The 22,153-nt window shown below is 70.9% G+C and carries 25 protein-coding genes; 9 read left to right on the top strand and 16 right to left on the bottom strand.

Going from position 1 to position 22,153, the window contains the following annotated elements:
• The first annotated feature begins 19 nt into the window (after positions 1-19).
• The 3 genes from ACWGI8_RS16370 to ACWGI8_RS16360 all read left to right on the top strand — a co-directional run bounded on the left by ACWGI8_RS16370 (position 20) and on the right by ACWGI8_RS16360 (position 2,249).
• A complete protein-coding gene (locus ACWGI8_RS16370) occupies positions 20-1,222 on the top strand; it encodes a S8 family peptidase (protein WP_453661467.1) in 1,203 nt (400 codons plus the stop codon).
• A 77-nt stretch (positions 1,223-1,299) separates the two neighbouring features.
• Positions 1,300-1,863: a DUF1697 domain-containing protein gene (locus ACWGI8_RS16365; RefSeq protein WP_453661465.1), complete on the top strand. Its 564-nt coding sequence runs from the start codon at positions 1,300-1,302 to the stop codon at positions 1,861-1,863.
• Positions 1,863-2,249 (top strand): nuclear transport factor 2 family protein, encoded by a 387-nt coding sequence (locus ACWGI8_RS16360; protein ID WP_453661463.1) that lies wholly within the window; start codon positions 1,863-1,865, stop codon positions 2,247-2,249. Before ACWGI8_RS16365 ends, ACWGI8_RS16360 begins: the two co-directional genes overlap by 1 nt.
• Here ACWGI8_RS16360 and ACWGI8_RS16355 read toward each other — a convergent pair.
• The gene (locus tag ACWGI8_RS16355) at positions 2,218-2,409 is read right to left on the bottom strand and encodes a DUF4236 domain-containing protein (RefSeq protein WP_453661462.1); all 192 of its coding nucleotides are present in this window, start codon (positions 2,407-2,409) and stop codon (positions 2,218-2,220) included. The genes ACWGI8_RS16360 and ACWGI8_RS16355 overlap by 32 nt on opposite strands.
• Positions 2,410-2,666: 257 nt before the next feature.
• Here ACWGI8_RS16355 and ACWGI8_RS16350 point away from each other — a divergent pair, with 257 nt between their 5' ends.
• Positions 2,667-3,137, top strand: coding sequence for a hypothetical protein (locus tag ACWGI8_RS16350; protein ID WP_453661460.1), 471 nt, complete (start codon positions 2,667-2,669; stop codon positions 3,135-3,137).
• A gap of 132 nt (positions 3,138-3,269) precedes the next feature.
• Positions 3,270-3,890: a mycothiol-dependent nitroreductase Rv2466c family protein gene (locus ACWGI8_RS16345; RefSeq protein ID WP_453661458.1), complete on the top strand. Its 621-nt coding sequence runs from the start codon at positions 3,270-3,272 to the stop codon at positions 3,888-3,890.
• 36 nt (positions 3,891-3,926) lie between these two features.
• Here ACWGI8_RS16345 and ACWGI8_RS16340 read toward each other — a convergent pair whose 3' ends face one another.
• The 14 genes from ACWGI8_RS16340 to ACWGI8_RS16275 form a co-directional block, all read right to left on the bottom strand.
• Positions 3,927-4,706, bottom strand: a complete 780-nt coding sequence (locus tag ACWGI8_RS16340) for a sirohydrochlorin chelatase (RefSeq protein WP_453661456.1) — start codon at positions 4,704-4,706, stop codon at positions 3,927-3,929.
• A 9-nt stretch (positions 4,707-4,715) separates the two neighbouring features.
• Positions 4,716-5,600, bottom strand: coding sequence for an ABC transporter permease (locus ACWGI8_RS16335; protein WP_453661454.1), 885 nt, complete (start codon positions 5,598-5,600; stop codon positions 4,716-4,718).
• Complete coding sequence (locus ACWGI8_RS16330) at positions 5,587-6,378, bottom strand: ABC transporter ATP-binding protein (RefSeq protein WP_453661452.1); 792 nt, start codon at positions 6,376-6,378, stop codon at positions 5,587-5,589. The genes ACWGI8_RS16335 and ACWGI8_RS16330 overlap by 14 nt, the downstream gene beginning before the upstream one ends.
• A gap of 36 nt (positions 6,379-6,414) precedes the next feature.
• On the bottom strand, positions 6,415-7,542 hold the full coding sequence (locus tag ACWGI8_RS16325; protein WP_453661450.1) for an aliphatic sulfonate ABC transporter substrate-binding protein: 1,128 nt from the start codon (positions 7,540-7,542) through the stop codon (positions 6,415-6,417).
• Positions 7,543-7,765: 223 nt separating this feature from the next.
• The gene (locus ACWGI8_RS16320) at positions 7,766-9,121 is read right to left on the bottom strand and encodes a sulfate adenylyltransferase subunit 1 (RefSeq protein WP_453661448.1); all 1,356 of its coding nucleotides are present in this window, start codon (positions 9,119-9,121) and stop codon (positions 7,766-7,768) included.
• 2 nt (positions 9,122-9,123) lie between these two features.
• On the bottom strand, positions 9,124-10,062 hold the full coding sequence (gene cysD, locus ACWGI8_RS16315) for a sulfate adenylyltransferase subunit CysD (protein ID WP_453661446.1): 939 nt from the start codon (positions 10,060-10,062) through the stop codon (positions 9,124-9,126).
• Between the two features lie 145 nt (positions 10,063-10,207).
• On the bottom strand, positions 10,208-10,804 hold the full coding sequence (gene cysC, locus ACWGI8_RS16310; protein ID WP_453661444.1) for an adenylyl-sulfate kinase: 597 nt from the start codon (positions 10,802-10,804) through the stop codon (positions 10,208-10,210).
• A complete protein-coding gene (locus tag ACWGI8_RS16305; protein ID WP_453661442.1) occupies positions 10,804-11,514 on the bottom strand; it encodes a phosphoadenylyl-sulfate reductase in 711 nt (236 codons plus the stop codon). Before ACWGI8_RS16305 ends, cysC begins: the two co-directional genes overlap by 1 nt.
• Positions 11,511-11,690, bottom strand: coding sequence for a hypothetical protein (locus ACWGI8_RS16300; protein WP_453661440.1), 180 nt, complete (start codon positions 11,688-11,690; stop codon positions 11,511-11,513). The genes ACWGI8_RS16305 and ACWGI8_RS16300 overlap by 4 nt, the downstream gene beginning before the upstream one ends.
• Before the next feature lie 61 nt (positions 11,691-11,751).
• Complete coding sequence (locus ACWGI8_RS16295; RefSeq protein ID WP_453661438.1) at positions 11,752-13,449, bottom strand: nitrite/sulfite reductase; 1,698 nt, start codon at positions 13,447-13,449, stop codon at positions 11,752-11,754.
• Positions 13,450-13,575: 126 nt separating this feature from the next.
• Positions 13,576-13,659: a putative leader peptide gene (locus ACWGI8_RS16290; RefSeq protein WP_361290638.1), complete on the bottom strand. Its 84-nt coding sequence runs from the start codon at positions 13,657-13,659 to the stop codon at positions 13,576-13,578.
• 143 nt (positions 13,660-13,802) lie between these two features.
• On the bottom strand, positions 13,803-14,369 hold the full coding sequence (locus tag ACWGI8_RS16285) for a GNAT family N-acetyltransferase (RefSeq protein WP_453661436.1): 567 nt from the start codon (positions 14,367-14,369) through the stop codon (positions 13,803-13,805).
• A gap of 119 nt (positions 14,370-14,488) precedes the next feature.
• The gene (locus ACWGI8_RS16280) at positions 14,489-15,769 is read right to left on the bottom strand and encodes a GAF domain-containing protein (RefSeq protein ID WP_453661434.1); all 1,281 of its coding nucleotides are present in this window, start codon (positions 15,767-15,769) and stop codon (positions 14,489-14,491) included.
• A 335-nt stretch (positions 15,770-16,104) separates the two neighbouring features.
• On the bottom strand, positions 16,105-17,754 hold the full coding sequence (locus ACWGI8_RS16275) for an acyl-CoA dehydrogenase family protein (RefSeq protein ID WP_453661432.1): 1,650 nt from the start codon (positions 17,752-17,754) through the stop codon (positions 16,105-16,107).
• Positions 17,755-17,771: 17 nt separating this feature from the next.
• Between ACWGI8_RS16275 and ACWGI8_RS16270 the strand changes: the two genes are divergently transcribed.
• Positions 17,772-18,938 carry a YihY/virulence factor BrkB family protein gene (locus ACWGI8_RS16270; protein WP_453661430.1) on the top strand — a complete coding sequence of 389 codons (1,167 nt, stop codon included), beginning with the start codon at positions 17,772-17,774 and terminating at the stop codon, positions 18,936-18,938.
• 88 nt (positions 18,939-19,026) lie between these two features.
• Positions 19,027-19,773: a helix-turn-helix domain-containing protein gene (locus ACWGI8_RS16265; RefSeq protein ID WP_453661428.1), complete on the top strand. Its 747-nt coding sequence runs from the start codon at positions 19,027-19,029 to the stop codon at positions 19,771-19,773.
• On the opposite strand, the gene ACWGI8_RS16260 is transcribed toward ACWGI8_RS16265, so the two are convergent.
• Positions 19,695-20,105, bottom strand: a complete 411-nt coding sequence (locus ACWGI8_RS16260; protein ID WP_453661426.1) for a VOC family protein — start codon at positions 20,103-20,105, stop codon at positions 19,695-19,697. The two genes, ACWGI8_RS16265 and ACWGI8_RS16260, sit on opposite strands and share 79 nt — an antisense overlap.
• Positions 20,106-20,522: 417 nt before the next feature.
• On the opposite strand from ACWGI8_RS16260, the gene ACWGI8_RS16255 reads away from it, so the two are divergent.
• On the top strand, positions 20,523-21,275 hold the full coding sequence (locus ACWGI8_RS16255) for a response regulator transcription factor (RefSeq protein ID WP_453661424.1): 753 nt from the start codon (positions 20,523-20,525) through the stop codon (positions 21,273-21,275).
• Positions 21,276-21,280: 5 nt separating this feature from the next.
• Positions 21,281-22,153: sensor histidine kinase (locus tag ACWGI8_RS16250; protein WP_453661422.1), on the top strand; the 873-nt coding region annotated here is incomplete at its 3' end.

The raw sequence follows: 22,153 nt of genomic DNA, 5'->3' as shown, positions 1-22,153 counted from the left end.
GACGAGGAGACTCCTCTTCATGGCAACTCACAAGCGCGCGAGCAGGATCAAGCTCACCGCGGCGATAACCGCCGTGGCCGCCGCTGCCGGAGTGACCGTACTCAGCACGTCCTTCGCCGGAGCCTCGCCCGCTCCCGCCCAGGGCACGATCTACGGTGCGAACGCCGAAGGCGCCGTCGCCGGAAGCTACATCGTGCTGCTGGACGAGAAGGCGGACAAGCAGGAGCTGGCCAAGGAGTACGGCGGCAAGCTCCAGCGCAACTACTCGTCCGCGATCAACGGCTTTTCCGCCAGCGGACTTTCGGAGACCGAGGCCAAGCGTCTCGCCGCCGACCCGGCCGTCGACAAGGTCGTCCAGAACAAGAAGTTCACGATCAACGCCACCCAGGAGAACCCGCCGTCCTGGGGCCTGGACCGCATCGACCAGGCCGACACCGCCGGTGACAGCAAGTACACCTACCCCGACGGCGCCGGCGAGGGCGTCACGGCGTACGTCATCGACACCGGAGTCCGGATCACCCACAAGGACTTCGAGGGCCGCGCCACCAGCGGCTTCGACGCCATCGACAACGACGACTCCGCCGACGACGGCAACGGTCACGGCACGCACGTGGCGGGCACCATCGCCGGCGCCTCCCACGGAGTCGCCAAGAAGGCGAAGATCGTCGCGGTCCGCGTTCTCGACGACAGCGGCTCCGGCACCACCGAGCAGGTCGTCGCCGGCATCGACTGGGTCACCAAGAACCACCAGGGCCCGTCCGTCGCCAACATGAGCCTCGGTGGCGGCGCCGACCCGGCGCTCGACGAGGCCGTCCAGAAGGCCATCGCCTCCGGCGTCACCTTCGGCGTCGCCGCGGGCAACGAGTCGAGCGACGCGGGCCAGGGCTCCCCGTCCCGCGTCAAGGAGGCCATCACCGTCGCCTCGTCGACCAAGGACGACAAGCAGTCCGACTTCTCCAACTTCGGCTCGGTCGTGGACATCTACGCCCCGGGCTCGGACATCACGTCCGCCTGGAACGACAGTGACGAGGGCACCAAGACCATCTCCGGTACGTCGATGGCGACTCCGCACGTCGTCGGCGCCGCCGCGGTCTACCTCGCCGCCCACCAGGACGCCACCCCGGAGCAGGTCGCCAAGGCCCTGACGGACGGCGCCACGCCCGACAAGATCAGCAACCCGAGCGAGGGCACGCCCAACAAGCTCCTGAAGGTCGTCGAGTAGTCAGCGACGCCCGACCGTGAACCGGCAGCCGCCGTGCCCTCCCCCACGGGGCACGGCGGCCGTCTTATGGTGTGCTCATGGCGAGGACGAATGCGTATGCCGCGCTGCTGCGCGGGATCAATGTCGGCGGACACCGGAAGGTCCCGATGGCGGACCTCCGCGCACTGCTGACGGAACTGGGCCACGGCGACGTCCGCACGTATCTGCAGAGCGGCAACGCCGTCTTCACCAGCGCGACGGGGGACGACGAGGACAGGCTCGCCAAGGGGATCGAGCGGGCCGTCGAGAAGCATTTCGGATTCACCGTCGACTGCCTCGTACGTGGCGGTTCCTATCTCGGCGCCGTCGTCGAGAAATGCCCCTTCCCCGCCGCCGAGCTGGAGGGCAGGCAACTGTACGTCACCTACCTCTCGGAGCGTGTGGACCCCGGGCGGTTCGCGTCCCTCGACGCGACGGCGTTCCTCCCGGAGGAGTTCCGGTTCGGTGATCGCGCGCTCTATCTGTACGCCCCCGGCGGACTCGGCCGGTCCAAGCTCGCCGAAGCGCTCGGCAGACCGAGCCTGTACAAAGGGATCGTCGCCACGACCCGCAACTGGAACACAGTCGTCAAGCTGGCCGAGATGACCGGAGGAGACGCGTGATGATCGAGTGGGCCCCTGCCGTCGACGCCGCCATCGAGGGTGAACTCCGCCTCCTCGACCCGGCCGTCCGGACCGCTCCTGCGCTGCTCGCCGGGTTGCTGCATCCGGAGTTCCTCGAGTTCGGTGTGTCCGGGCGGCGGTGGGACCGCGACGCGATCATCGATTCACTCGTCGAGGAAGGGCCCCGGGGCGTCAAGCCCATCACCGCTTCCGACATGAAGGGCACCCAGCTCGCAGACGACGTCGTGCATCTGACGTTCGTCACCGAGTCCAACGGCCGTCGTGCCCACCGCAGTTCACTGTGGCGGCGGACCGGGGACGCCTGGCTGCTCTACTTCCACCAGGGCACGCCGTTCAGTGCCGAGGAAAGTTCCGGCGCCAGCTGAAGCCGCCGGGCAGACGCACCGAGGCGTTGCTGTTGCCCCCGCTGTCCCGGGTGAGGCGGGCGCGGCGGGTGCCGAGACTCACCGACCAGCCGTGCGTGCCGATGTTCAGGTGCATCAGCTTCGGGATGATCGTGATCCGCTTGTGGTAGTAGATCGACATGTCGGCCTCCTGGTCGTAAGGGTGTCCGAGGAAGGCGCCGTGGCTGTCACGGCACCGCCACGGTCGTGTCACCGCAGAGCCGACATGTCCTCCCGGCCCGGTGGGATCCCGGCCGGGGCCTGCTTTTCCTCCGTACGGGCTTCCGCCGGATGGGCTTCCTCCGGACGGGCGAGCGAACCCGTGCCGGGAGAGGGCCGGCAGGACCGGCCCGGAGACCGGCCCGGCCGATGTCAGTGCCGCGGCCTATCGTCCTTTCCATGTACGACGACGGGGACGGGCCGCCGCGGGCCGGCGGGCCACGGGCGGCCGAGGCGCGCGCGGCCGAGGTGCGGGTCGCGTTCGAGGGGATGCTGCAGATCCGCCGGCTGACGAACGCCGACGCCGCCGACCCGGAGGCGATACCGGCCGCCTGGGAGCGGGGCCGGATGGTGCGGGCCGTCGCGCTCGCCCTCGAGGCCTCGGGGATCACCCCGTCCGCCGTGGACGGATCCGGGCAGCGAGTGGCGACGGGATACCGCGTACGGGAAGGGGCGGCGGGGGAGGGGGAGCCCGGGGCGGTCACGGTCGAATGGCTCGGACCGCACGGCAGCGGGGCCGTCGGCCAGGAGGAGAGCGCCCTCACCGCATGTGCGCGGGTGCTGGAGCGGCTCGGCTGGGACGCACTGCTCTACCGCGGGCGCGCCCGCCACCGGTTCCTGGAGGTCCGGCCACCGCATCCCGGACGCTGAACGGCCCGCATCCCGGACGCTGAACCGCGCCGCGGGTGGTGAACGGTCCGCGCCGCGGGCGGTGAATGGCCCAGAGGGGCGGGCGTCGATTGGCCCTGGGGGAAGGGACATTCCCTGCCTAGAGTCGTGACCATGACGACCGAACACAGCAGGACCGCCGTCGACTTCTACTTCGACCCCGCATGCCCCTTCGCCTGGATCACCTCCCGCTGGATCCTGGAGGTCGAGCAGCAGCGCGACATCGACGTGCGCTTCCGCCCCATGAGCCTCTACCTGCACAACATCGGCAACGACCTGCCCGACTGGTACCGGGATCTCGTCGACCGGTCCATCGGCCCGGTACGGGTCGCGGTCGCCGCGGCCGAACAGCACGGCGATCAGGTCCTGCGCGAGCTGTACACGGCCATGGGCACCCGCATCCACCGGCAGAAGGCCGACGACTTCGACACCGTGATCGCCGAGTCGCTGGCGGAGACCGGTCTGCCGGCCGGGCTCGCCGCGGCCGCACACGACACGGCGTACGACGACGCGGTGCGCCGCAGCCACGACGCGGGCAAGGACCCTGCGGCGGACGGCTACGTCGGCACTCCGACCATCCACGTCGACGACGCCGTCTGGTTCGGCCCCGTCCTCAACTCCGTTCCGCGCGGCGAGGAGGCGGGCCGGCTGTTCGACAGCTTCCGGGTACTCGCGAACCACCCCGACTTCTTCGAGCTCAAGCGCACCCGCACGGGCAAGCTGAACACCGACTGAGCCGCCGGGGCCCGCGTCGCTTCGTCGGGCGGCGGCTCAGCCCGCCAGGGCGACGAGCCGGTCCACGCGCGCCTCGTCGTACCGCTCCAGGAGCAGACGCGCCAGCTCGGGGGCCGGGCCGAGCACATCCGCGAGCACGTCCGCGCCCGCCTCGCCGGCGCCCACGGCGATACGGTCCGGGAGGCGGCCCGGGGCGATGACGTAAGGCGCCACCGCCACCCGGGCGACGCCTTCGGTGCGCAGCGCCCGTACCGCGTCCTCGGTACGGGAATAGCCCGCGGCAGATACAGCGGAGGCGAACGCAGGTCGCACGGCGCACCAACCGGTGTGCCGCAGCTCCCGCGCCATGTCAGCGATCACTGCGATCGCCTCCGGGTCGGATGAGCCCGCCGAAGCCAGGACGACCCCGGTCGAGCGCTTGTCCTCCGGCGTGAGCCCGGCCCCGGCCTCGTACAGCCGCCGCTCCACCGCCTCCAGCAGCAGCGGGGACGGGCCGAGGACCTCGGCCTGCGTGATCCGCAGCCGCGGATGCCTGGCCCGTGCCTCGTTCAGCACGGACGGGATGTCGGCCTTGGCGTGGAAGGCCCGGGTCAGCAGCAGCGGCAGCGCCACCACGTCCCGTACGCCGTCGTTCGCCATCCGCTCCAGCACCTGCGGGACCGAGGGTGCGTCGAAGTCGAGGAACGCCGTGGACACCCGCAGCCCGGGCCTCCGCGACCGTATCCGCCGTACGAGCGCGTGCACGGTCGCGGCGTGCCGCGGGTCGCGGCTGCCGTGGGCGATGACGAGCAGAACAGGGCTGTGCGGGTTGTACATGGGAGACGCTCAGTTCCTGACGAGCAGACCGCGGCTGCGCAGGACCCACCGCTCCAGCGGGCTGAAGATCAGCAGGTCGATGGCGATACCGACGATCAGGATGAGGAGGATCGCGAGGAACACCCCGGCCATGTCGATGTTGTTGCGGGCGTTCTCCAGCAGCTGGCCGAGGCCGAGTCCGAGGTCCGGCGAGGACGCGATGATCTCGGCGGCCATGAGGGAGCGCCACGAGAAGGCCCAGCCCTGCTTCAGGCCGGCCAGATAGCCGGGCAGCGCGGCCGGCATGACGATGTGCCAGGTGCCCCTCAGACCGGTGGCACCCATCGTGCGCCCGGCCCGCAGGAACAGCGGAGGGACCTGGTCGACGCCGGAGACGAGTCCGTTGGCGATCGACGGAACCGCGCCCAGCAGGATGACCGCGTACATCATCGAGTCGTTCAGGCCGAGCCAGATGACGGCGGGCGGCACCCACGCCACCGACGGCAGCGACTGCAGACCCGACAGGATCGGGCCGATCGCGGCGCGGACGAACTTCACCCGCGCCACCAGCAGGCCCAGCGGCGTACCGATGGCCAGGGCCAGCAGGAAGCCGAACAGACCACGCGAAACGCTGGTCCAGACGACCTCCAGCAGCGTGCCCTGCAGCCACATGTCGGTCACACCGGTCCACACCGCGGACGGGGCCGGCAGTTTGTCCTCGGACGTGACCTTCGCGGAGACGAGGAGCTGCCAGACGACCAGCACGAGACCGATGGCCACGACCGGCGGCAGGACCTTCTTGACGAGGACCTCGCGGACGGGCGTACGGCGGATCTCGACCGCGTCGAGTGCGTCCAGGCCGGCCTCGAGACCGGCGAGGTCGTCCTGCTTCGGGGCGGTGTCAGTGCTGGCCATGGCGGCGGATCTCCCCACGCAGTTGTTCAGTGATCTCGATCGAGAGCTCCGCCACGGCGGAGTCCTCGATGCGTCGCGGCTGCGGGATGCCGACCGTCCACTCGCGGGCCACCCGGCCCGGACGCGAGGACAGCAGCACCACGCGCTGGGCGAGCCGCACGGCCTCACGGACGTTGTGCGTGACGAAGAGGACCGACAGGTTGGTCTCTTCCCAGATCCGCGTCAGCTCGCCGTGCAGGACGTCCCGGGTGATGGCGTCGAGCGCCGCGAACGGCTCGTCCATCAGCAGCAGTTCGCTGTCCTGGGCGAGCGCGCGGGCCAGTGCCACGCGCTGGCGCATACCGCCCGACAGCTCGTGGACGCGCTTCCCGTACGCACCGGCGAGCCGGACCAGCTCCAGCAGCCGCTCGGCCTCGCCGCGGCGCTCGGACTTGGGGACCCCGCGCAGCCGCAGGGCCAGTTCGATGTTCTTGCCCGCGGTCAGCCACGGGAAGAGGGCGTGCTCCTGGAACATCAGGGCGGGCCGCCCGCCGGGCGTGTCGATGGACCCGGCGGTCGGCGCGTCGAGCCCCGCGACCAGGTTGAGCAGCGTGGACTTACCGCAGCCCGAGGCTCCCAGGATGGTGACGAACTCGCCGGGCGCGACATCGAGGCTGATGTCGTCCAGCACGAGCTGCGATCCGGCCGGGCCGGAGAAGGACTTCGAGACGTGCTCGATCCGGGCGGCGTGCGACACCGTGGTGGTGTCCTCGGCAGCCTTGGCAAGCGCGGTGGCCATGGTCGTCACCTCCTGGGAACGTACAAGGAATACGGGCTACTTGACGCCGAGACCGGCGTCGGGGACCTCGGGCTTGCCTTCGGCCTTCAGCACCTTGTTCAGGAGCGTCAGGTCGTAGATGCCGTTCAGGTCGGGCTCCTTGATCAGTCCGGCCTTGACCGCCCACCCGGACTGCGTCTTCAGCGTGGCGGCCAGCGGGTCGTCGGTGATCCGGATGCTCGGCCACGCCGGGTCGATGACCTTCGCGGCGAGCTCCTTGCCGGTCTCCGCCTTCAGGTGCGCGTTGGCCGACGCCTTGGCCTTGTCAGGGTTGGCGTTGATCCAGGCGTTCGTCTTCACCGTGCCGCGCAGTACGGCTTCGACGACGTCCGGGTGCTCCTTGAGGAACGTCTGCGAAACGATGACGTTCGTGATCACGAACTTCTTGTCGGGCCACAGGGTGGCCTCGTCGAGGAGGACCTTCGCACCTTCGGAGAGCAGCTTGGACGCAGTCGGCTCCGGCACCCAGGCGCCGTCGATCGAGCCGGACTTGTAGGCGTCCGGGGTCACCTTGTTGTCCGTACGGACGACGGAGACGTCACCCTTGCCGCTCTCGGAGTCGACCTTCCAGCCCTTCTCCGCGATCCAGTTGAGGAACGCGACGTCCTGCGTGTTCCCCTTCTGCGGAGTGGCGATCTTCTTGCCCTTGATGTCGTCCAGGGTCTTGATCTTGTCCGGGTTGACGACGAGCTTCACACCGCCGGAGGCGGAGCCGGAGACGATCCGCAGGTTCTTGCCCTTGGACTTCACGTAGGCGTTGATGGACGGCGAGGGGCCGATGAAGCCGATGTCGAGCGATCCGCCGCCCAGGGCCTCGATCTCGGACGGGCCGGCGTTGAAGGTCTGCGGCTTGATCTGGGTGCCGCCGAGCTCCTTCTGGATCAGGCCTTCCTGGATGCCGACGAGGGCCGTGGCGTGGGTGAGGTTCGGGAAGTAGCCGATCCGGACGGTGTCCGCGGAGAGCTTCTCGCCCTTGGCCGCCACCTCGGTCTTCTTGTCGTCCTCGGCCTCGGAGCCGTAGCCGCAGGCGGTGAGCGCCACGGCGAGCAGCGGGAGGGCGGCGGCAGCGGCGACGGTGCGGCGCAGGGTGGTGCGGGTCGTACGGCTGGAAGGGGATGCAGGCACGGGAGGGTTTCCTCTCGGAGGCCCGGCGGTCACGACCTTTCAGGCCGTGGCCGGGAAGTCGGCAGGTTTTCGTCGCTTCCGGGACGTCGGGTGGGGGGACGGGGCGCGCAGGCAGTGCGCGTACGCCATCACGCACATCGCGCCACTCCGCCCGTGCCCGCGCCGAGGGCGCCGCTGCCGACACGGCCGCCCTCCTTGGCGAAGGTCCCGTAGATGTCGGTCATCAGAAGTCCCACCCGTCGTCCTCGGCCTCGTCCTTGACCGGCTCCGGTGAGGCGAACGACTCGCCGACCATGCCCGCGGTGAGCGTGGTGCCGTCGGCCGGGTCGATCAGGATGAACGAGCCGGTGCGCCGGGAGTCGGCGTAGGAGTCGGCCGGCAGCGGCTCGGCGGTGCGGATCTTCACGCGGCCGATGTCATTGGCGACGAGCTGTCCCGGGTGCGGGTGCAGGGACAGGTCGTCGAGCGTCAGACGGGACGGAATGTCCTTGACGATCGCCTTGACCGTGCGGGTGCCGTGCTTGAGCAGCACGCGGTGACCGACGGCCAGCGCCTGGTCGGCGACGTGGCAGACGGTCGCTTCGACGTCCTGCGTGGTGGCCGGCGCGTCATTGCTGGGCACGATCAGGTCGCCGCGCGAGATGTCGACGTCGTCCTCCAGCAGGAGGGTCACCGACTGGGTGGTCCAGGCGACGTCGACCGGCTCGCCGAGCAGGTCGATGCCGGAGATCCGCGACGTGCGGCCCGACGGCAGCACGGTGACCTCCTCGCCGACGCGGAACGAACCGGCCGCGATCTGGCCCGCGTACCCCCGGTAGTCCGGGTGCTCGGCGGTCTGCGGCCGGATCACGTACTGCACGGGCAGACGGGCGTGGCAGTGGCTCAGGTCGTGGCTGACCGGCACCGTCTCGAGGTGCTCCAGCACGGTCGGGCCGCCGTACCAGTCCATGTTCCCGGACGCGTCCACGACGTTGTCACCGGCCAGCGCCGAGATCGGGATCGCGGTGACCTCCGGGACGCCCAGCTCGGTCGCGTACGCCGTGAACTCCTCGGCGATCGCGGCGAAGACGGGCTCCTGGTAGTCGACGAGGTCCATCTTGTTGACCGCGAGGACCACGTGCGGGACGCGCAGCAGCGCGGCGATCGCGGCATGGCGGCGGGTCTGCTCGACGACGCCGTTGCGGGCGTCCACGAGGACGACCGTCAGCTCGGCGGTGGAGGCACCCGTCACCATGTTGCGCGTGTACTGCACATGCCCGGGGGTGTCGGCGAGGATGAACCGGCGCCGGGGCGTGGCGAAGTAGCGGTACGCGACGTCGATGGTGATGCCCTGCTCACGCTCGGCGCGCAGGCCGTCGGTGAGGAGGGCCAGGTCGGGGGCGTCCTGGCCGCGGCTGCGGGAGGCGTGCTCCACGGCCTCGAGCTGGTCGGCGAGGACCGACTTGGAGTCGTGCAGCAGCCGCCCGACGAGGGTGGACTTGCCGTCGTCGACCGACCCGGCGGTGGCGAACCGCAGCAGGGTCGTCGCCGACAGCTGCTCGACGGACAGTGTCTCGGTGGGTTCGGTGGTGCTGGTCATGGCTAGAAGTACCCCTCGCGCTTGCGGTCTTCCATCGCGGCCTCGGAGAGCTTGTCGTCGGCACGCGTGGCGCCGCGCTCGGTGAGCCGGGAGGCGGCGATCTCGGCGATGACCTGCTCCAGGGTCACCGCACCGGAGTCGACGGCGCCGGTGCAGGACATGTCGCCGACGGTGCGGTAGCGCACCAGCCGCTTCTGAGGCGTCTCGGTTTCCTTCGGGCCGCCCCACTCGCCCGCGGTCAGCCACATGCCGCTACGGGCGAAGACCTCACGCTCGTGCGCGAAGTAGATGCCGGGCAGCTCGATGCCCTCCCGGGCGATGTACTGCCACACGTCCAGCTCGGTCCAGTTGGACAGCGGGAACACGCGCACGTGCTCGCCGGGCGCGTGTCGGCCGTTGTACAGGTTCCACAGCTCGGGCCGCTGGCGGCGCGGGTCCCACTGGGAGAACTCGTCGCGCAGCGAGAAGACGCGCTCCTTGGCCCGGGCCTTCTCCTCGTCCCGCCGACCGCCGCCGAACACGGCGTCGAACCGCTCCGACTGGATCTTCTCCGTCAGCGGCAGGGTCTGCAGCGGGTTGCGTACGCCGTCCGCACGCTCCTTGAGGACACCGCGGTCGATGTAGTCCTGCACCGAGGCGACGTGCAGCCGCAGGTTGTGCTTCTCCACCGTGCGGTCCCGGTACTCGAGGACCTCGGGGAAGTTGTGTCCGGTGTCCACGTGCAGCAGCGAGAACGGGATCGCGGCCGGGGCGAACGCCTTCAGCGCGAGATGCAGCATGACGATGGAGTCCTTGCCGCCGGAGAACAGGATCACCGGCCGCTCGAACTCGCCCGCCACCTCACGGAAGATGTGCACCGCCTCGGACTCCAGCGCGTCCAGGTGGCTCAGGGCGTACGGGTTGTCGGTGCTCTCGCTCACGACGTTGATGCTTGTCGTCATGCTGCGCCCCTTTCGTTCTCCCCCAGAGCTGCCGCCTGGGAGGCACCCCCATCTCCGCCCGCGCGGCGCAGAGGTGCGGCATTCGTTGTCGTCTGCAGCCCGGCGGTCGCCCCGCCGCGGTAGCGGCTGATGTCACGGCCGTCGCTCACAGGAGGCCCCTCTCAATGAGCAGCGAGTGGAGTGCTGCGGCGGACTCCTGCACGGTCTGGGTGTGCGACTCGATCCGCAGGTCCGGGGACTCCGGCTCCTCGTACGGGTCGTCGACCCCGGTCAGCCCGCTGATCTCGCCGGCCGCCTGCTTGGCGTACAGACCCTTCACATCGCGTACGGAGCACACCTCGACCGGAGTCGCGACGTGCACCTCGACGTACGGCGTGCCCTCGGCGCCGTGGCGCCCCCGGACGGCCTCGCGGCTGTCCTCGTACGGAGCGATGACCGGGACCAGGACCTTCACCCCGTTCGAGGCCAGCATCTCGGCGACGAAGCCGATCCGCTGCACGTTGGTGTGCCGGTCCTCGCGGCTGAAGCCGAGGCCCGCGGAGAGGAACTCGCGGATCTCGTCGCCGTCGAGCACCTCGACACGGTGGCCCTCGTCGCGCAGCCGGCCCGCCAGCTCGTACGCGATCGTGGTCTTGCCCGCGCTCGGCAGCCCGGTGAGCCAGATGGTGGCCCCAGTCACGTGCTTCTCCCGGTGGTCCTGGTCGGTCTTCGTCGTCGTCGTGGTGGCGGTCGTCGTCGTCATCAGCCGTGCAGCCCGCACTCGGTCTTGCCGCGGCCCGCCCAGCGGCCGGCCCGGGCGTCCTCGCCCTCCAGCACCCTGCGGGTGCACGGCGCGCAGCCGACGGAGGTGTAACCGTCCATCAGCAGGGGGTTGGTGAGGACACCGTGCTCGGCGACGTACGCGTCCACGTCGTCCTGCGTCCAGCGGGCGATCGGCGAGATCTTGACCTTCTGCCGCTTCTCGTCCCAGCCGACGACCGGGGTGTTCGCCCGGGTCGGGGAGTCGTCGCGGCGCAGTCCCGTCGCCCAGGCGTCGTACCCGGTCAGGCCCTCCTCCAGCGGCTTGACCTTGCGCAGCGCGCAGCACAGGTCCGGGTCGCGGTCGTGCAGCTTCGGACCGTACTCGGCGTCCTGCTCGGCCACGGTCTGCCGCGGGGTGAGCGTGATGACGTTGACGTCCATCACGGCCGCCACCGCGTCCCGGGTCCCGATGGTCTCCGGGAAGTGGTAGCCGGTGTCGAGGAAGACGACGTCCACGCCCGGGAAGGCCCGCGAGGCGAGGTGGGCGACGACCGCGTCCTCCATGGAGGAGGTGACGCAGAAGCGCGGGCCGAAGGTCTCGGCCGCCCACGCCAGGATGTCCTGGGCGGAGGCCTCTTCGAGGTCCCGGCCCGCCTGCTCGGCGAGCGACTTCAGCTCGTCCGTGGTCCGTCCGGTCCGAACCGCCTTCATATCTCGTCCCCTCCACCGTCATTGCGCCGAACCCCACGGGCGAGCAGCCCGAGGAACTTCAGCTGGAAGGCCCGATTGCATGCCGCGCATTCCCAGGCACCGTGGCCCTGCTCGCTCGGACGCAGGTCCTCGTCGCCGCAGTACGGGCAGTAGAAGGGGGCGGCTCGCTCGCTCATGCCGCATCCCTCGTTTCGCTCTCCCTCACAGCCCTACGGGCATGGGAGGTGCCTTCAGCGCTCACGACAGTGCCTCCTCGGGCGCACGCGCCGCCCACGTGGCGAAGCGCTCGCCGTCCTCGCGCTCCGCCTGGAAGCGCTTGAGGACGCGCTCGACGTAGTCGGGCAGCTCGGCGGAGGTGACCTTCAGGCCGCGGACCTTGCGGCCGAAGCCGGCCTCCAGACCGAGCGCGCCGCCCAGGTGCACCTGGAAGCCCTCGACCTGATTGCCGTCGTCGTCGAGGACCAGCTGACCCTTGAGACCGATGTCCGCCACCTGGATACGGGCGCAGGCGTTCGGGCAGCCGTTGATGTTGATCGTGATCGGCTGGTCGAACTCGGGGATGCGGCGCTCGAGTTCGTCGATCAGCGAGGCACCACGGTCCTTGGTGTCGACGATGGCCAGCTTGCAGAACTCGATACCGGTGCAGGCCATGGTGCCGCGCCGGAACGGGGACGGGCTGACCCGCAGGTCCAGCGACTCCAGAGCGGCGACCAGCGACTCGACCTGCGGCTCCTCGACGTCGAGGACGAGCATCTTCTGCTCGGCGGTGGTACGCAGCCGGCCGGAGCCGTGCGCCTCCGCCACCTCGGCGATCTTGGTGAGCGTGGCACCGTCGACACGGCCGACGCGCGGCGCGAAGCCGACGTAGAAGCGGCCGTCCTTCTGCCTGTGCACACCGACGTGGTCGCGCCACTGCTGCACGGGCTGCTCGGGCGCCGGGCCGTCGACGAGCTTCCGCTTCAGGTACTCGTCCTCCAGCACCTGGCGGAACTTCTCGGCGCCCCAGTCCGCGACGAGGAACTTCAGCCGGGCACGGGTGCGCAGCCGGCGGTAGCCGTAGTCACGGAAGATCGAGATGACGCCCTCGTAGACGTCCGGGACCTCGTCCAGCGGCACCCAGGCACCCAGCCGGACACCGATCTTGGGGTTGGTGGAGAGGCCGCCGCCGACCCAGAGGTCGAAGCCGGGGCCGTGCTCGGGGTGGTTCACCCCGACGAAGGCGATGTCGTTGATCTCGTGCGCCACGTCCAGCAGCGGGGAGCCGGAGATAGCCGACTTGAACTTGCGGGGGAGGTTGGAGAAGTCCTTGTTGCCCACGATGCGGCGGTGGATCTCGTCGATGGCGGAGGTGCCGTCGATGATCTCGTCCTCGGCGATGCCCGCGACGGGCGAGCCGAGGATGACACGGGGCGTGTCACCGCAGGCCTCGGTCGTCGACAGGCCGACGGCCTCCAGCCGGTTCCAGATCTCGGGAACGTCCTCGATACGGATCCAGTGGTACTGCACGTTCTGCCGGTCGGTGATGTCGGCCGTGCCGCGCGCGAACTCCTGGGAGATCTCGCCGATGACCCGCAGCTGCTCGGTGGTCAGCCGCCCGCCGTCGATCCGGACGCGCAGCATGAAGTACTTGTCGTCCAGCTCCTCCGGCTCCAGGATGGCGGTCTTGCCGCCGTCGATCCCGGGCTTGCGCTGGGTGTACAGACCCCACCAGCGCATCCGGCCGCGCAGGTCCGCGCCGTCGATCGAGTCGAAGCCGCGATGGGCATAGATCGTCTCAATGCGTGTCCGCACATTGAGACCGTCGTCGTCCCTCTTGGTCTGCTCGTTGGCGTTGAGCGGTGTCATGTGACCAACGGCCCACTGGCCCTCGCCGCGGTGGCGTCCGGCCTTGCGGCGGGGCGCGGCGGTGGCAGGCGTTTCGGGGGAAGCGGCCATGGCGATATGTCCTTCGAAACTGCAGGAGGGCGGCTCTGACCTGCGCACGCGCGCTCCTGTAAGGGGAGTGGCGCGGCGGTGCGCAGTAGACGGGGGATATCTCGGGATCGCGGTGGTGCTGTGCTCTCAGCGCACCGGACACATGGCGCTGGACATGCGGCCGAGGTCGACGTGCCGCCGACTCACCAAGGCAATTCCAGCTCGAGACATGACGGAAGCGTGTCACGGGAGTTTGGACCCAGTCCACCGCTATCCAAAATGTGGACAACACTGTCCCGCTGTGCGAGACAGTGTGTCGTCGATCACGCAGATCGTGGAAGAAGGCCGGGAATCACGTGGAAGAAGGCCGGGAATCAGACGCCGGCGCCGGGCCAGGGGCCCGGGTTCCGGGCCTCCGGCTCCTCCTCGGCCTTGGTGTCGAACAGCGTGAAGCCGCGTCGCAGATAGTTGTCCATCGCGTGCGGCCCGTCCTTGGAGCAGGTGTGCAGCCAGACCCGCTTCGTCGGGGCCCGGCCCGGCCAGCGGTCCGCCAGATCCCAGGCGCGGGCGGTGCCGTACGACAGCAGATGGCCACCGATCCGCCGCCCCCGGAACGCCGGGATCAGCCCGAAGTAGACGATCTCGACGACGCCCTCGTCCTGCGCCTCCAGCTCGACGTACCCGGCGGGCGTTCCCTTCTCGTACGCCACCCAGGTCTCCACGCCCGGCCTGCTCACGGCCGCCTGCCACTGCGCGTACGTCAGACCGAGCCGGTCGGTCCAGCTGATGTCGCCGCCGACCGCCGTGTAGAGGAAACGGCTGAACTCGGGCGACGGCACCTCGGCCCGTACGATCCGCACGTCTCCCGCGGGCTCGGCGGCCGGGCGCAGATCGGCGGACGAGGTCTGCTCCAGGGACCACGTGGTCACAGTGATGCTCATGGGCGCCAGGGAACCATGCCCGCGCCCCCGCTCCAAAAAGCCGGGGGACCGGGGGGAGACCGAGGACGCCCCCTTTCACTCCCCGCAGCCCCAGGGGGTGAGGGCCCGGCGGCCAGGACCTAGAAGCCGGGCCGCTCGTCCGTGATCGCCGGGGCCGACGAGTGGGGCAGGAGGTCCGCCGGGTGGTCGGGACGGACGACATCCACCTCGACCTCCTCGCTGAAGCGGTACGGACGGTGCGCCAGCACACCCGAGAGATAACGCCGTACGCGCGACATCTCGGCGCGTACCGTGACCGTACGGGTCGGGTCGCCGAACACGTCCGCAGCCAGCTCCGCCGCCGTACGCCCCTCGGGGTGCTTCGACAGCACGTACAGCAGCTCGGCGTGGCGCGGGCTGAGCTCCTGGGTCCAGCTGCCCGCGGGTCCCGAGACGGCGACCGTCCAGCGGCGGGCGCGGCTCAGGTCGAGGACGACGCGGCCCGCCGAATCCGCCGCTCTGGACTCGTCGGGGCGTACCAGCCAGCCGCCCGGCAGCGGCTCCACCGTGCACATGCCCAGCGACGGCAGCCAGACCCGTCCCGCCCGGAAGGACTTGGGCAGCGGCAGCCGGTCCACCGGCGTCATGCCCGTCACCGCCGCCGTCCAGCCGTGCACGTCCACCGCCAGCGCCCGGCCGTCCAGCCGGCACAGGATCGGCGCCGCCACCGAGCGCAGCCGCTCGACCATCCGCAGATGCCGGTCGCGCAGATCCGCCTCGGCGAGCCGCGCCACCGAGTTGACGAGGGCGAGCGTCGCCGGGTGGAAGCTCGACGCGGGGCCGCTGACATCGACGATGCCGAGCAGCTGCCCGTCGCGGGGGTCGTGCACCGGCGCCGCAGCGCACGTCCAGTTGTGCAGGGTGTGCACGAAATGCTCGGCCGAGTGGACCTGCACCGGCCGGCGCGCCGCGAGAGCGGTGCCGATGGCGTTGGTGCCGGTGGTGTCCTCGCTCCAGGCCGCGCCCTCCTCCAGACAGATGGTGTTGGCCTTCCGGATCACCCCCGCGTTGCCCTCCCGCCACAGCACCCGGCCCTGAGCGTCCGTCACCACCATGATCTGCAGCGACGCGTCGGCGATCTCGGTCAGCCCGCCACTGAGGGTGCGCATCACCTCGCCGAGCACGGTCGCACGCCGCCGGTGCTCCAGCTCGTCACGCTCCAGCAGCACACTGCTCGTGGACCGGTCGGGGTCGACGCCCAGCCGCAGCATCCGCCGCCAGGACGCGTCGATGACCGGGCGGGGTGCGATCGGCGGGCGCCGGCCCGCCATCGTCGCGGCGTGGACCTGATGAAGCAGGCGCGTCGCACGCGTGCCGTCCATGGTCGCGAGCCGTGCCATGTCGAGTGCGTCGTTCTTCATCGGGTCCCCCCGCCGTCGGCGGCGTTGAATGCGGTAAGTCGTGCCGTATCGGTTCTGCTCGGTGAGCGGCACATCGCGAACCGTCCGATTCCATCGTGCCGCGCACACATCCGCCCGGAAGTCGTGTTCGCACATCTCCTGCAACGGTCTGCAACTCTGGCCAACGACAGTCCATTGCATGAAGGTGACATGAGTGGAGGGTGGTGCCGTGTCGGCGCAGCACCACCCTCCGCCGTTGTCGCAGGTCGCCGCAACGGCGCGGGCACGGGGCGCATGGTTGCGGCGGGCGGCTCACGAGCCGCCCGCCCGCCCCCCGACCGGTCGGCTCGCGCCGCTCACACCTCGATGCGCGCCCTCTCCACGACCGCCCCCAGATCGAGCCCGTGCGGCAGCGTCCCGAACGCCGCGCCCCAGTCCCCGCCCAGCCGCGAGGCGCAGAACGCGTCCGCCACCTCCGGCGGCGCCCAGCGCACCAGCAGCGAGCCCTGGAGCACCAGCGCCATCCGCTCGACCAGCCGCCGCGCCCGTACCTCCACGGACTCCAGGTCGGCCAGCTCCGTCAGCAGCCCCTTGACCGCCCCGTCCAGCCGGTGGTCCGCGCCACGGGTCTGCCCGATCTCCCGCAGGAAGGCGTCCAGGGCGTGCGGCTCCCGCTGGAGCGCCCGCAGTACATCCAGCGCCTGCACATTGCCCGACCCCTCCCAGATCGAGTTCAGCGGCGACTCGCGCAGCAGCCGGGGCATCCCGGACTCCTCGACGTAGCCGTTGCCGCCCAGACACTCCAGCGCCTCGGCCGCCACCGGCGTGCACCGCTTGGTCACCCAGTACTTGGCGGCCGGCACCGCGATCCGCAGCAGTGCCCGGTCCGCCTCGGAGTCCGAGTCGTACGCCGCGGCCAGCCGCAGCCCCAGCGTCGTCGCCGCCTCCGACTCCAGCGCCAGATCGGCCAGGACGTTCCGCATCAGCGGCTTGTCGATGAGCAGACCGCCGAACGCGCTGCGGTGCGCGGCATGGTGCACCGCCTGCGCCACCGCCTGCCGCATCAGCGCCGCCGAGCCGATCACACAGTCGAGCCGGGTCGCCGCCACCATCTCGATGATGGTGCGCACCCCGCGCCCCTCCTCACCGACCCGGCGCGCCCACGTCCCGTCGAACTCGACCTCGCTCGACGCGTTCGACCTGTTGCCCAGCTTGTCCTTCAGCCGCTGGATCGCGAAGACGTTGCGCGTGCCGTCCGGCAGCACCCGAGGCACGAGGAAGCACGTCAGACCGCCCTGTCCCGTGGTGCCCGAGGCCTGCCCGAGCACCAGGAAACCGTCGCTCATCGGCGCGGAGCAGAACCACTTGTGCCCCGTCAGCAGGTATTCGCCGTCCGCGGCCAGCGGCTCCGCGCGGGTCGTGTTCGCCCGCACGTCACTGCCGCCCTGCTTCTCCGTCATGCCCATCCCGAACAGCGAACCGGCCTTGTCCGCCGCGGGCCGCAGTCCCACCTCGTACACCTGCGACGTGAGCCGCGGCTCCCACTCGGCCGCGAGCTGCGGATCGGTACGCAACGCGGGCACCGCGGCGTGCGTCATCGACACCGGACAGCCCTGTCCGGCCTCGGCCTGGGTCCACACCAGGAATCCCGCGGCGCGCCGCACATGCCCGCCGGGCCGGCCCCAGGCGTTCGTCAGCCCCGCGGAGACCGCCTTGCCCAGCAGCCGGTGCCAGGCCGGATGGAACTGCACCTCGTCGATGCGGTTGCCGTAACGGTCGTGCGTGCGGAGAACGGGCGGGTTCTCATTGGCCTGCACCCCCCATTCCAGAACCTGGGCCGAGCCCGCGCTCCGGCCGAGCTCGGTGAGCTCCTCGCGTGCCGCCTTGAGGAGCCCGGGCTCGACGTGCCGCTCCACCGCCTCGGACAGCACACGGTCCGAGGCGAAAACGTCGTACCCCACCAGGGGCGGAGCCTGGTTGGTCACTGTGTGGGTGCTGGTTGCCATGCCGATACGGTAAGGAGGTGCAGGCAGCAGATGAAACACCTGAGCGGCCCCCCTCCGGCCGGCTCCACCGGGCCCGAGTCCTCTACCGCAACGTCTCGAAGCGGAAGCTGGCCTGGCTGCTGCTCAAGGACACCGTCAATTCGTGCATCGAGTACCGCATCCTCGGACTCGCCGCCGAGGCCGCTTTCTTCACTCTTCTGTCCCTGCCGCCGTTGATGCTGGGCGTGCTCGGCCTGCTCGGCTACGTCGACACCTGGACCAGCACCACCACCGTCGCCTCCATCCAGGAGAACATCCTCGGCGCGGCCGGGACCGTCCTGTCCGACCGCGGCGTCAACGAGATCGCCAAGCCCCTGCTGGAGGACGTCACCCGCGGCGGCCGGCCCGACGTCGTCTCGCTCGGCTTCGCGATCGCCCTGTGGTCCGGATCGCGGGCCGTGAACGTCTTCATCGACACCATCACCGTGATGTACGGGCTCGACGGGCAGCGGGGCATCGTCGCCACCCGGCTGCTCGCGTTCCTGCTCTACCTCGTCGCGCTGCTGATCGGCGCCGTCGTCCTGCCGCTCGCGGTGGTCGGCCCGGACCGGGTCGTCGAACTCGTCCCCTTCGGCACGGAAGTCGTCAGCGTCCTGTACTGGCCGGTGGTCATCCTGCTGTCCATCGCCTTCCTCACCACGCTGTACCACGTGTCCGTGCCGGTCCGTTCGCCGTGGGCCGAGGACATCCCGGGCGCGCTCGTCGCCCTCGGCATGTGGGTGCTCGGCAGCTTCCTGCTCCGGATCTACCTGACCAGCACCGTCGAGGGCCCCACGATCTACGGCTCGCTCGCCGCGCCCATCGCCGTCCTCCTCTGGATCGGCATCTCCGCCTTCGCGGTCCTCGTCGGCGCCGCGGTCAACGCCGCCATCGACCGTGTCTGGCCGTCGGTCGCCACCGCCGCCGCCCGCGCCGCGAACCAGCGCGTCCGGGCCGCCCACGCCGCCGAGCTGGTGGCGCGGGCCCGGGCCGCGGAGGGGGAGAGCGAGGACGCGGAGGGGGAGAGCGAGGACGCGGAGGAGGGCGGCGGGGACATGCCGTCGGAGTTCCCCGAGCGCTGGTCGAAGTTCCTGCCGCCGGACGATGTGAAGTCCCGCTTCCAGGGCTCGCGGGACCATCGCGACAACGGTCAGCAGAAGGCCTAGGTGTATTGACCCGCGGGGTTGCTCACGCGGGTGATGGATGGCCGGGCGGGCCTGGCCCGATCGCCCGGACACCCCTAGCCTCGGCACCATGTACGAGGAACGGGCCTCGTTGCTCGACGGGGCCGTCGTCTGGCGCAGTGAGCCCGGCACCGGCCCGGTCCTTCCCGTGCTGCCCGACGGATGCATGGACCTGCTGTGGACCGGGGGACGGCTGCTCGTCGCCGGTCCCGACACGCACGCACAGCCGCCCGGCGGCGCCGGCGCCCGCTACGCGGGAGTACGGTTCGCACCCGGCGCCGCACCCGCCTTCTTCGGTGTGCCCGCGCACGAACTGCTGGACCGCCGCGTGGAGCTCACGGACCTCTGGCCCGCGGAGCGCGTGCGCAGGCTCGCGGCGCGCATCGGGGACGCACCGGACCCGGTGACCGGGCTGGAGGCCGTGGCGCTGCGGCACGCGGCGGACAGACCGCCGCCCGACCCGCTGCTGCGGGCCGTCGCGGAAGGCCTGGGCGCCGGGCTGAGCGTCGCCGCGACCGCCGGTGCCGTGGGGCTCGGCGCGCGCCAGCTGCACCGCAGATCCCTTGACGCGTTCGGGTACGGCCCGAAGACCCTCGCCCGCGTACTGCGGCTGCAGCGAGCCCTGAAACTGGTACGGGCCGGGGTGCCGTACGCCAGGACTGCACTCGCCGTCGGCTGCGCCGACCAGGCGCACCTCGCGCGGGAGATGCGGGACCTCGCCGGGCTCACCCTCGGCCGCTACGCCGAGCTGGCCGCCGGATCCGCGTCCGCGAACAGCGAGACCCCGCAGCCGTCCGGGTCGAGCACGATCGCATAGCGCTGCCCCCAGAACGCGTCCCAGGGCTTGAGGTGGCCGCGGTGTCCTGCGGCGACGAGGTCTTCGTACAGCCTGTCCACCTCGGCGGGGCTGTCGCAGAGGAAGGCGAGACCGACGCGGTCACCGCCCTCGGGCCGGGGCCGGCCGGGATCGAAGGACCTGATGGTCTCCTCGGTGTCCCAGAGCACGCGCAGCCCGCCGGGCAGCGTCGCCTCGACATGCGGCTCGGAGCCCGCCCCCTCCGGGATGTCCAGGCCGAGGCGGCGGTAGAAGGCGAGAGAAGCGGCCATGTCGGCGACGACCAGGCCGATGGCATCGAGTCGTGGAGTCATGGGCCCAACGTAGGAACGGGGGCCGGCCGGCGTCTTGTACGAATCGGACGTGTACGAAGCCGGCGAGCGGGAAGCGCGCGTGCACGCATCGGGCCTGTACGCATCGGGCGTGTACGGAGCCGGCGTGCGGGAAGCGCGCGTGTACGCATCGGGCCTGTACGCATCGGGCGTGTACGGAGCCGGCGTGCGGGAAGCGCGCGTGTACGCATCGGGCCTGTACGCATCGGGCCTGTACGCATCGGGCGTGTACGGAGCCGGCGTGCGGGAAGCGGGCTCGTGCGAACCGGGCGTGCACGCATCGGGTGTCCCGGAGCCGTCGCGTCGGACGTCCCGTGGCCGACATGGATTCATGAGCCGTCACGGATCCGTAAGGGCCCCCGGGCGCACTCACCGCCCCTCGCGGACGACACTGGGCCCATGCAGAACATCCTCGTCGTCGACGACGATCCGACCGTCGCCGAAGTGGTCACCGGCTATCTGGAGCGGGCGGGCTTCGCGGTGCAGCGCGCCGCCGACGGCCCGCAGGCCCTGCGGGCCGCCGGGGACCAGTGGCCCGACCTGGTGGTCCTGGACCTGATGCTGCCCGGCATGGACGGCCTGGAAGTGTGCCGCAGGCTCCGCGGCCACGGCCCGGTGCCGGTGATCATGCTGACCGCGCGCGGGGACGAGGACGACCGGATCCTGGGCCTCGAAATCGGCGCGGACGACTACGTCACCAAGCCGTTCAGCCCGCGCGAACTGGTGCTGCGCGTCGAGTCCGTGCTGCGCCGCAGCCGGGCCGCAGCCGCCGGCCGGCCCGGCGGCCCGGTGCTCAGCTGCGCCGGGATCACCGTCGACCCGACGGCACGCCGCGCCACCAAGGACGGCGGCGAACTGTCCCTCACCCTCAGGGAGTTCGACCTCCTCGCCCATCTGATGCGCCACCGGGGGGAGGCGATCGGGCGCGAACAGCTGATGCACGAGGTGTGGGGCTGGGAGTTCGGTGATCTGTCGACCGTCACGGTCCATGTGCGCCGGCTGCGCGGCAAGATCGAGGACGATCCGGCCCGGCCGCGGCTGATCCAGACGGTCTGGGGTGTCGGCTACCGCTTCGATGTGCCGCTGCCCGCCGATCAGTCCGCCGATCAGCCCTCCGGACAGCCCTCCGGACAGCCCTCCGAGAAAAGATGACCGGCATGCGCGACTTCCTCCTCATCGCCCTGTTCGCGTTTCTGGGTGCGGCCGTGGCCGGGCTGCTCGGAGCGCTCGTCCTGCGGATGCTGCGGCACCGCTCGGTCGCCGTGTCGCTGACCGTCGTCGCCGCGGTCACGGTCGTCGCGATGCTCGCCGGAACCCTCGCGGTCGCCCAGGCGATGTTCCTGTCCCCGCACGACCTGACCGTCGTCACCACGGTCGTCGCCATGGCCGCCGTCGTGTCGCTCGCCACCGCGCTGCTGCTCGGCCGCTGGGTCGTCGCCCGCAGCCGGGAACTCGCCCTCGCGGCCCGTACGTTCGGCGACGACGGCAGCTTCGCGGCCCCCGGACTCGCCGCCACGGCCGAGCTCGCCGAGCTGAGCAGGGAGCTCGAAGCCACCAGCGCCAAACTCGCCGTGTCCCGGGATCGGGAACGCGCGCTGGAGACCTCCCGCCGGGAGCTCGTCGCCTGGATCTCGCACGATCTGCGCACCCCTCTCGCCGGGCTGCGCGCGATGTCCGAAGCGCTGGAGGACGGCGTCGTCCAGGACCCCGAGCGGTACTTCAAGCAGATCCGCACCGAGGTCGAGCGGCTCAACAGCATGGTCGGCGACCTCTTCGAGCTCTCCCGCATCCACGCCGGCGCGCTCGCCCTCAGCCCCACCCGGATGTCCGTGTACGACCTGGTCGGCGAGGCCCTCGCGGGCGCCGACCCGCTCGCCCGCGAGCACGGGGTGCGGCTCGTGGGGGACCGGGTGGAGCCCGTACCGGTCGAGGTGGACGGCAAGGAGATGACCCGCGTACTGGCCAATCTGCTGGTCAACGCGATCAGGCGGACACCGGCCGACGGCACGGTCGCGGTCGCGGCTGAGCGC

The sequence above is a fragment of the Streptomyces sp. NPDC054841 genome (genome assembly GCF_053611045.1).
Note: the sequence above shows the minus strand (reverse complement) of the source record. Positions and strands in the feature narration are given on the sequence as shown.

Coding starts and splice junctions, on each gene's coding strand:
- ACWGI8_RS16370 (WP_453661467.1), top strand. CDS start 20: ATGGCAACTCACAAGCGCGCGAGCAGGATCAAGCTCACCGCGGCGATA.
- ACWGI8_RS16365 (WP_453661465.1), top strand. CDS start 1,300: ATGGCGAGGACGAATGCGTATGCCGCGCTGCTGCGCGGGATCAATGTC.
- ACWGI8_RS16360 (WP_453661463.1), top strand. CDS start 1,863: ATGATCGAGTGGGCCCCTGCCGTCGACGCCGCCATCGAGGGTGAACTC.
- ACWGI8_RS16355 (WP_453661462.1), bottom strand. CDS start 2,409: ATGTCGATCTACTACCACAAGCGGATCACGATCATCCCGAAGCTGATG.
- ACWGI8_RS16350 (WP_453661460.1), top strand. CDS start 2,667: ATGTACGACGACGGGGACGGGCCGCCGCGGGCCGGCGGGCCACGGGCG.
- ACWGI8_RS16345 (WP_453661458.1), top strand. CDS start 3,270: ATGACGACCGAACACAGCAGGACCGCCGTCGACTTCTACTTCGACCCC.
- ACWGI8_RS16340 (WP_453661456.1), bottom strand. CDS start 4,706: ATGTACAACCCGCACAGCCCTGTTCTGCTCGTCATCGCCCACGGCAGC.
- ACWGI8_RS16335 (WP_453661454.1), bottom strand. CDS start 5,600: ATGGCCAGCACTGACACCGCCCCGAAGCAGGACGACCTCGCCGGTCTC.
- ACWGI8_RS16330 (WP_453661452.1), bottom strand. CDS start 6,378: ATGGCCACCGCGCTTGCCAAGGCTGCCGAGGACACCACCACGGTGTCG.
- ACWGI8_RS16320 (WP_453661448.1), bottom strand. CDS start 9,121: ATGACCAGCACCACCGAACCCACCGAGACACTGTCCGTCGAGCAGCTG.
- cysD (WP_453661446.1), bottom strand. CDS start 10,062: ATGACGACAAGCATCAACGTCGTGAGCGAGAGCACCGACAACCCGTAC.
- cysC (WP_453661444.1), bottom strand. CDS start 10,804: ATGACGACGACGACCGCCACCACGACGACGACGAAGACCGACCAGGAC.
- ACWGI8_RS16305 (WP_453661442.1), bottom strand. CDS start 11,514: ATGAAGGCGGTTCGGACCGGACGGACCACGGACGAGCTGAAGTCGCTC.
- ACWGI8_RS16300 (WP_453661440.1), bottom strand. CDS start 11,690: ATGAGCGAGCGAGCCGCCCCCTTCTACTGCCCGTACTGCGGCGACGAG.
- ACWGI8_RS16295 (WP_453661438.1), bottom strand. CDS start 13,449: ATGGCCGCTTCCCCCGAAACGCCTGCCACCGCCGCGCCCCGCCGCAAG.
- ACWGI8_RS16290 (WP_361290638.1), bottom strand. CDS start 13,659: ATGTCTCGAGCTGGAATTGCCTTGGTGAGTCGGCGGCACGTCGACCTC.
- ACWGI8_RS16285 (WP_453661436.1), bottom strand. CDS start 14,369: ATGAGCATCACTGTGACCACGTGGTCCCTGGAGCAGACCTCGTCCGCC.
- ACWGI8_RS16280 (WP_453661434.1), bottom strand. CDS start 15,769: ATGAAGAACGACGCACTCGACATGGCACGGCTCGCGACCATGGACGGC.
- ACWGI8_RS16275 (WP_453661432.1), bottom strand. CDS start 17,754: ATGGCAACCAGCACCCACACAGTGACCAACCAGGCTCCGCCCCTGGTG.
- ACWGI8_RS16265 (WP_453661428.1), top strand. CDS start 19,027: ATGTACGAGGAACGGGCCTCGTTGCTCGACGGGGCCGTCGTCTGGCGC.
- ACWGI8_RS16260 (WP_453661426.1), bottom strand. CDS start 20,105: ATGACTCCACGACTCGATGCCATCGGCCTGGTCGTCGCCGACATGGCC.
- ACWGI8_RS16255 (WP_453661424.1), top strand. CDS start 20,523: ATGCAGAACATCCTCGTCGTCGACGACGATCCGACCGTCGCCGAAGTG.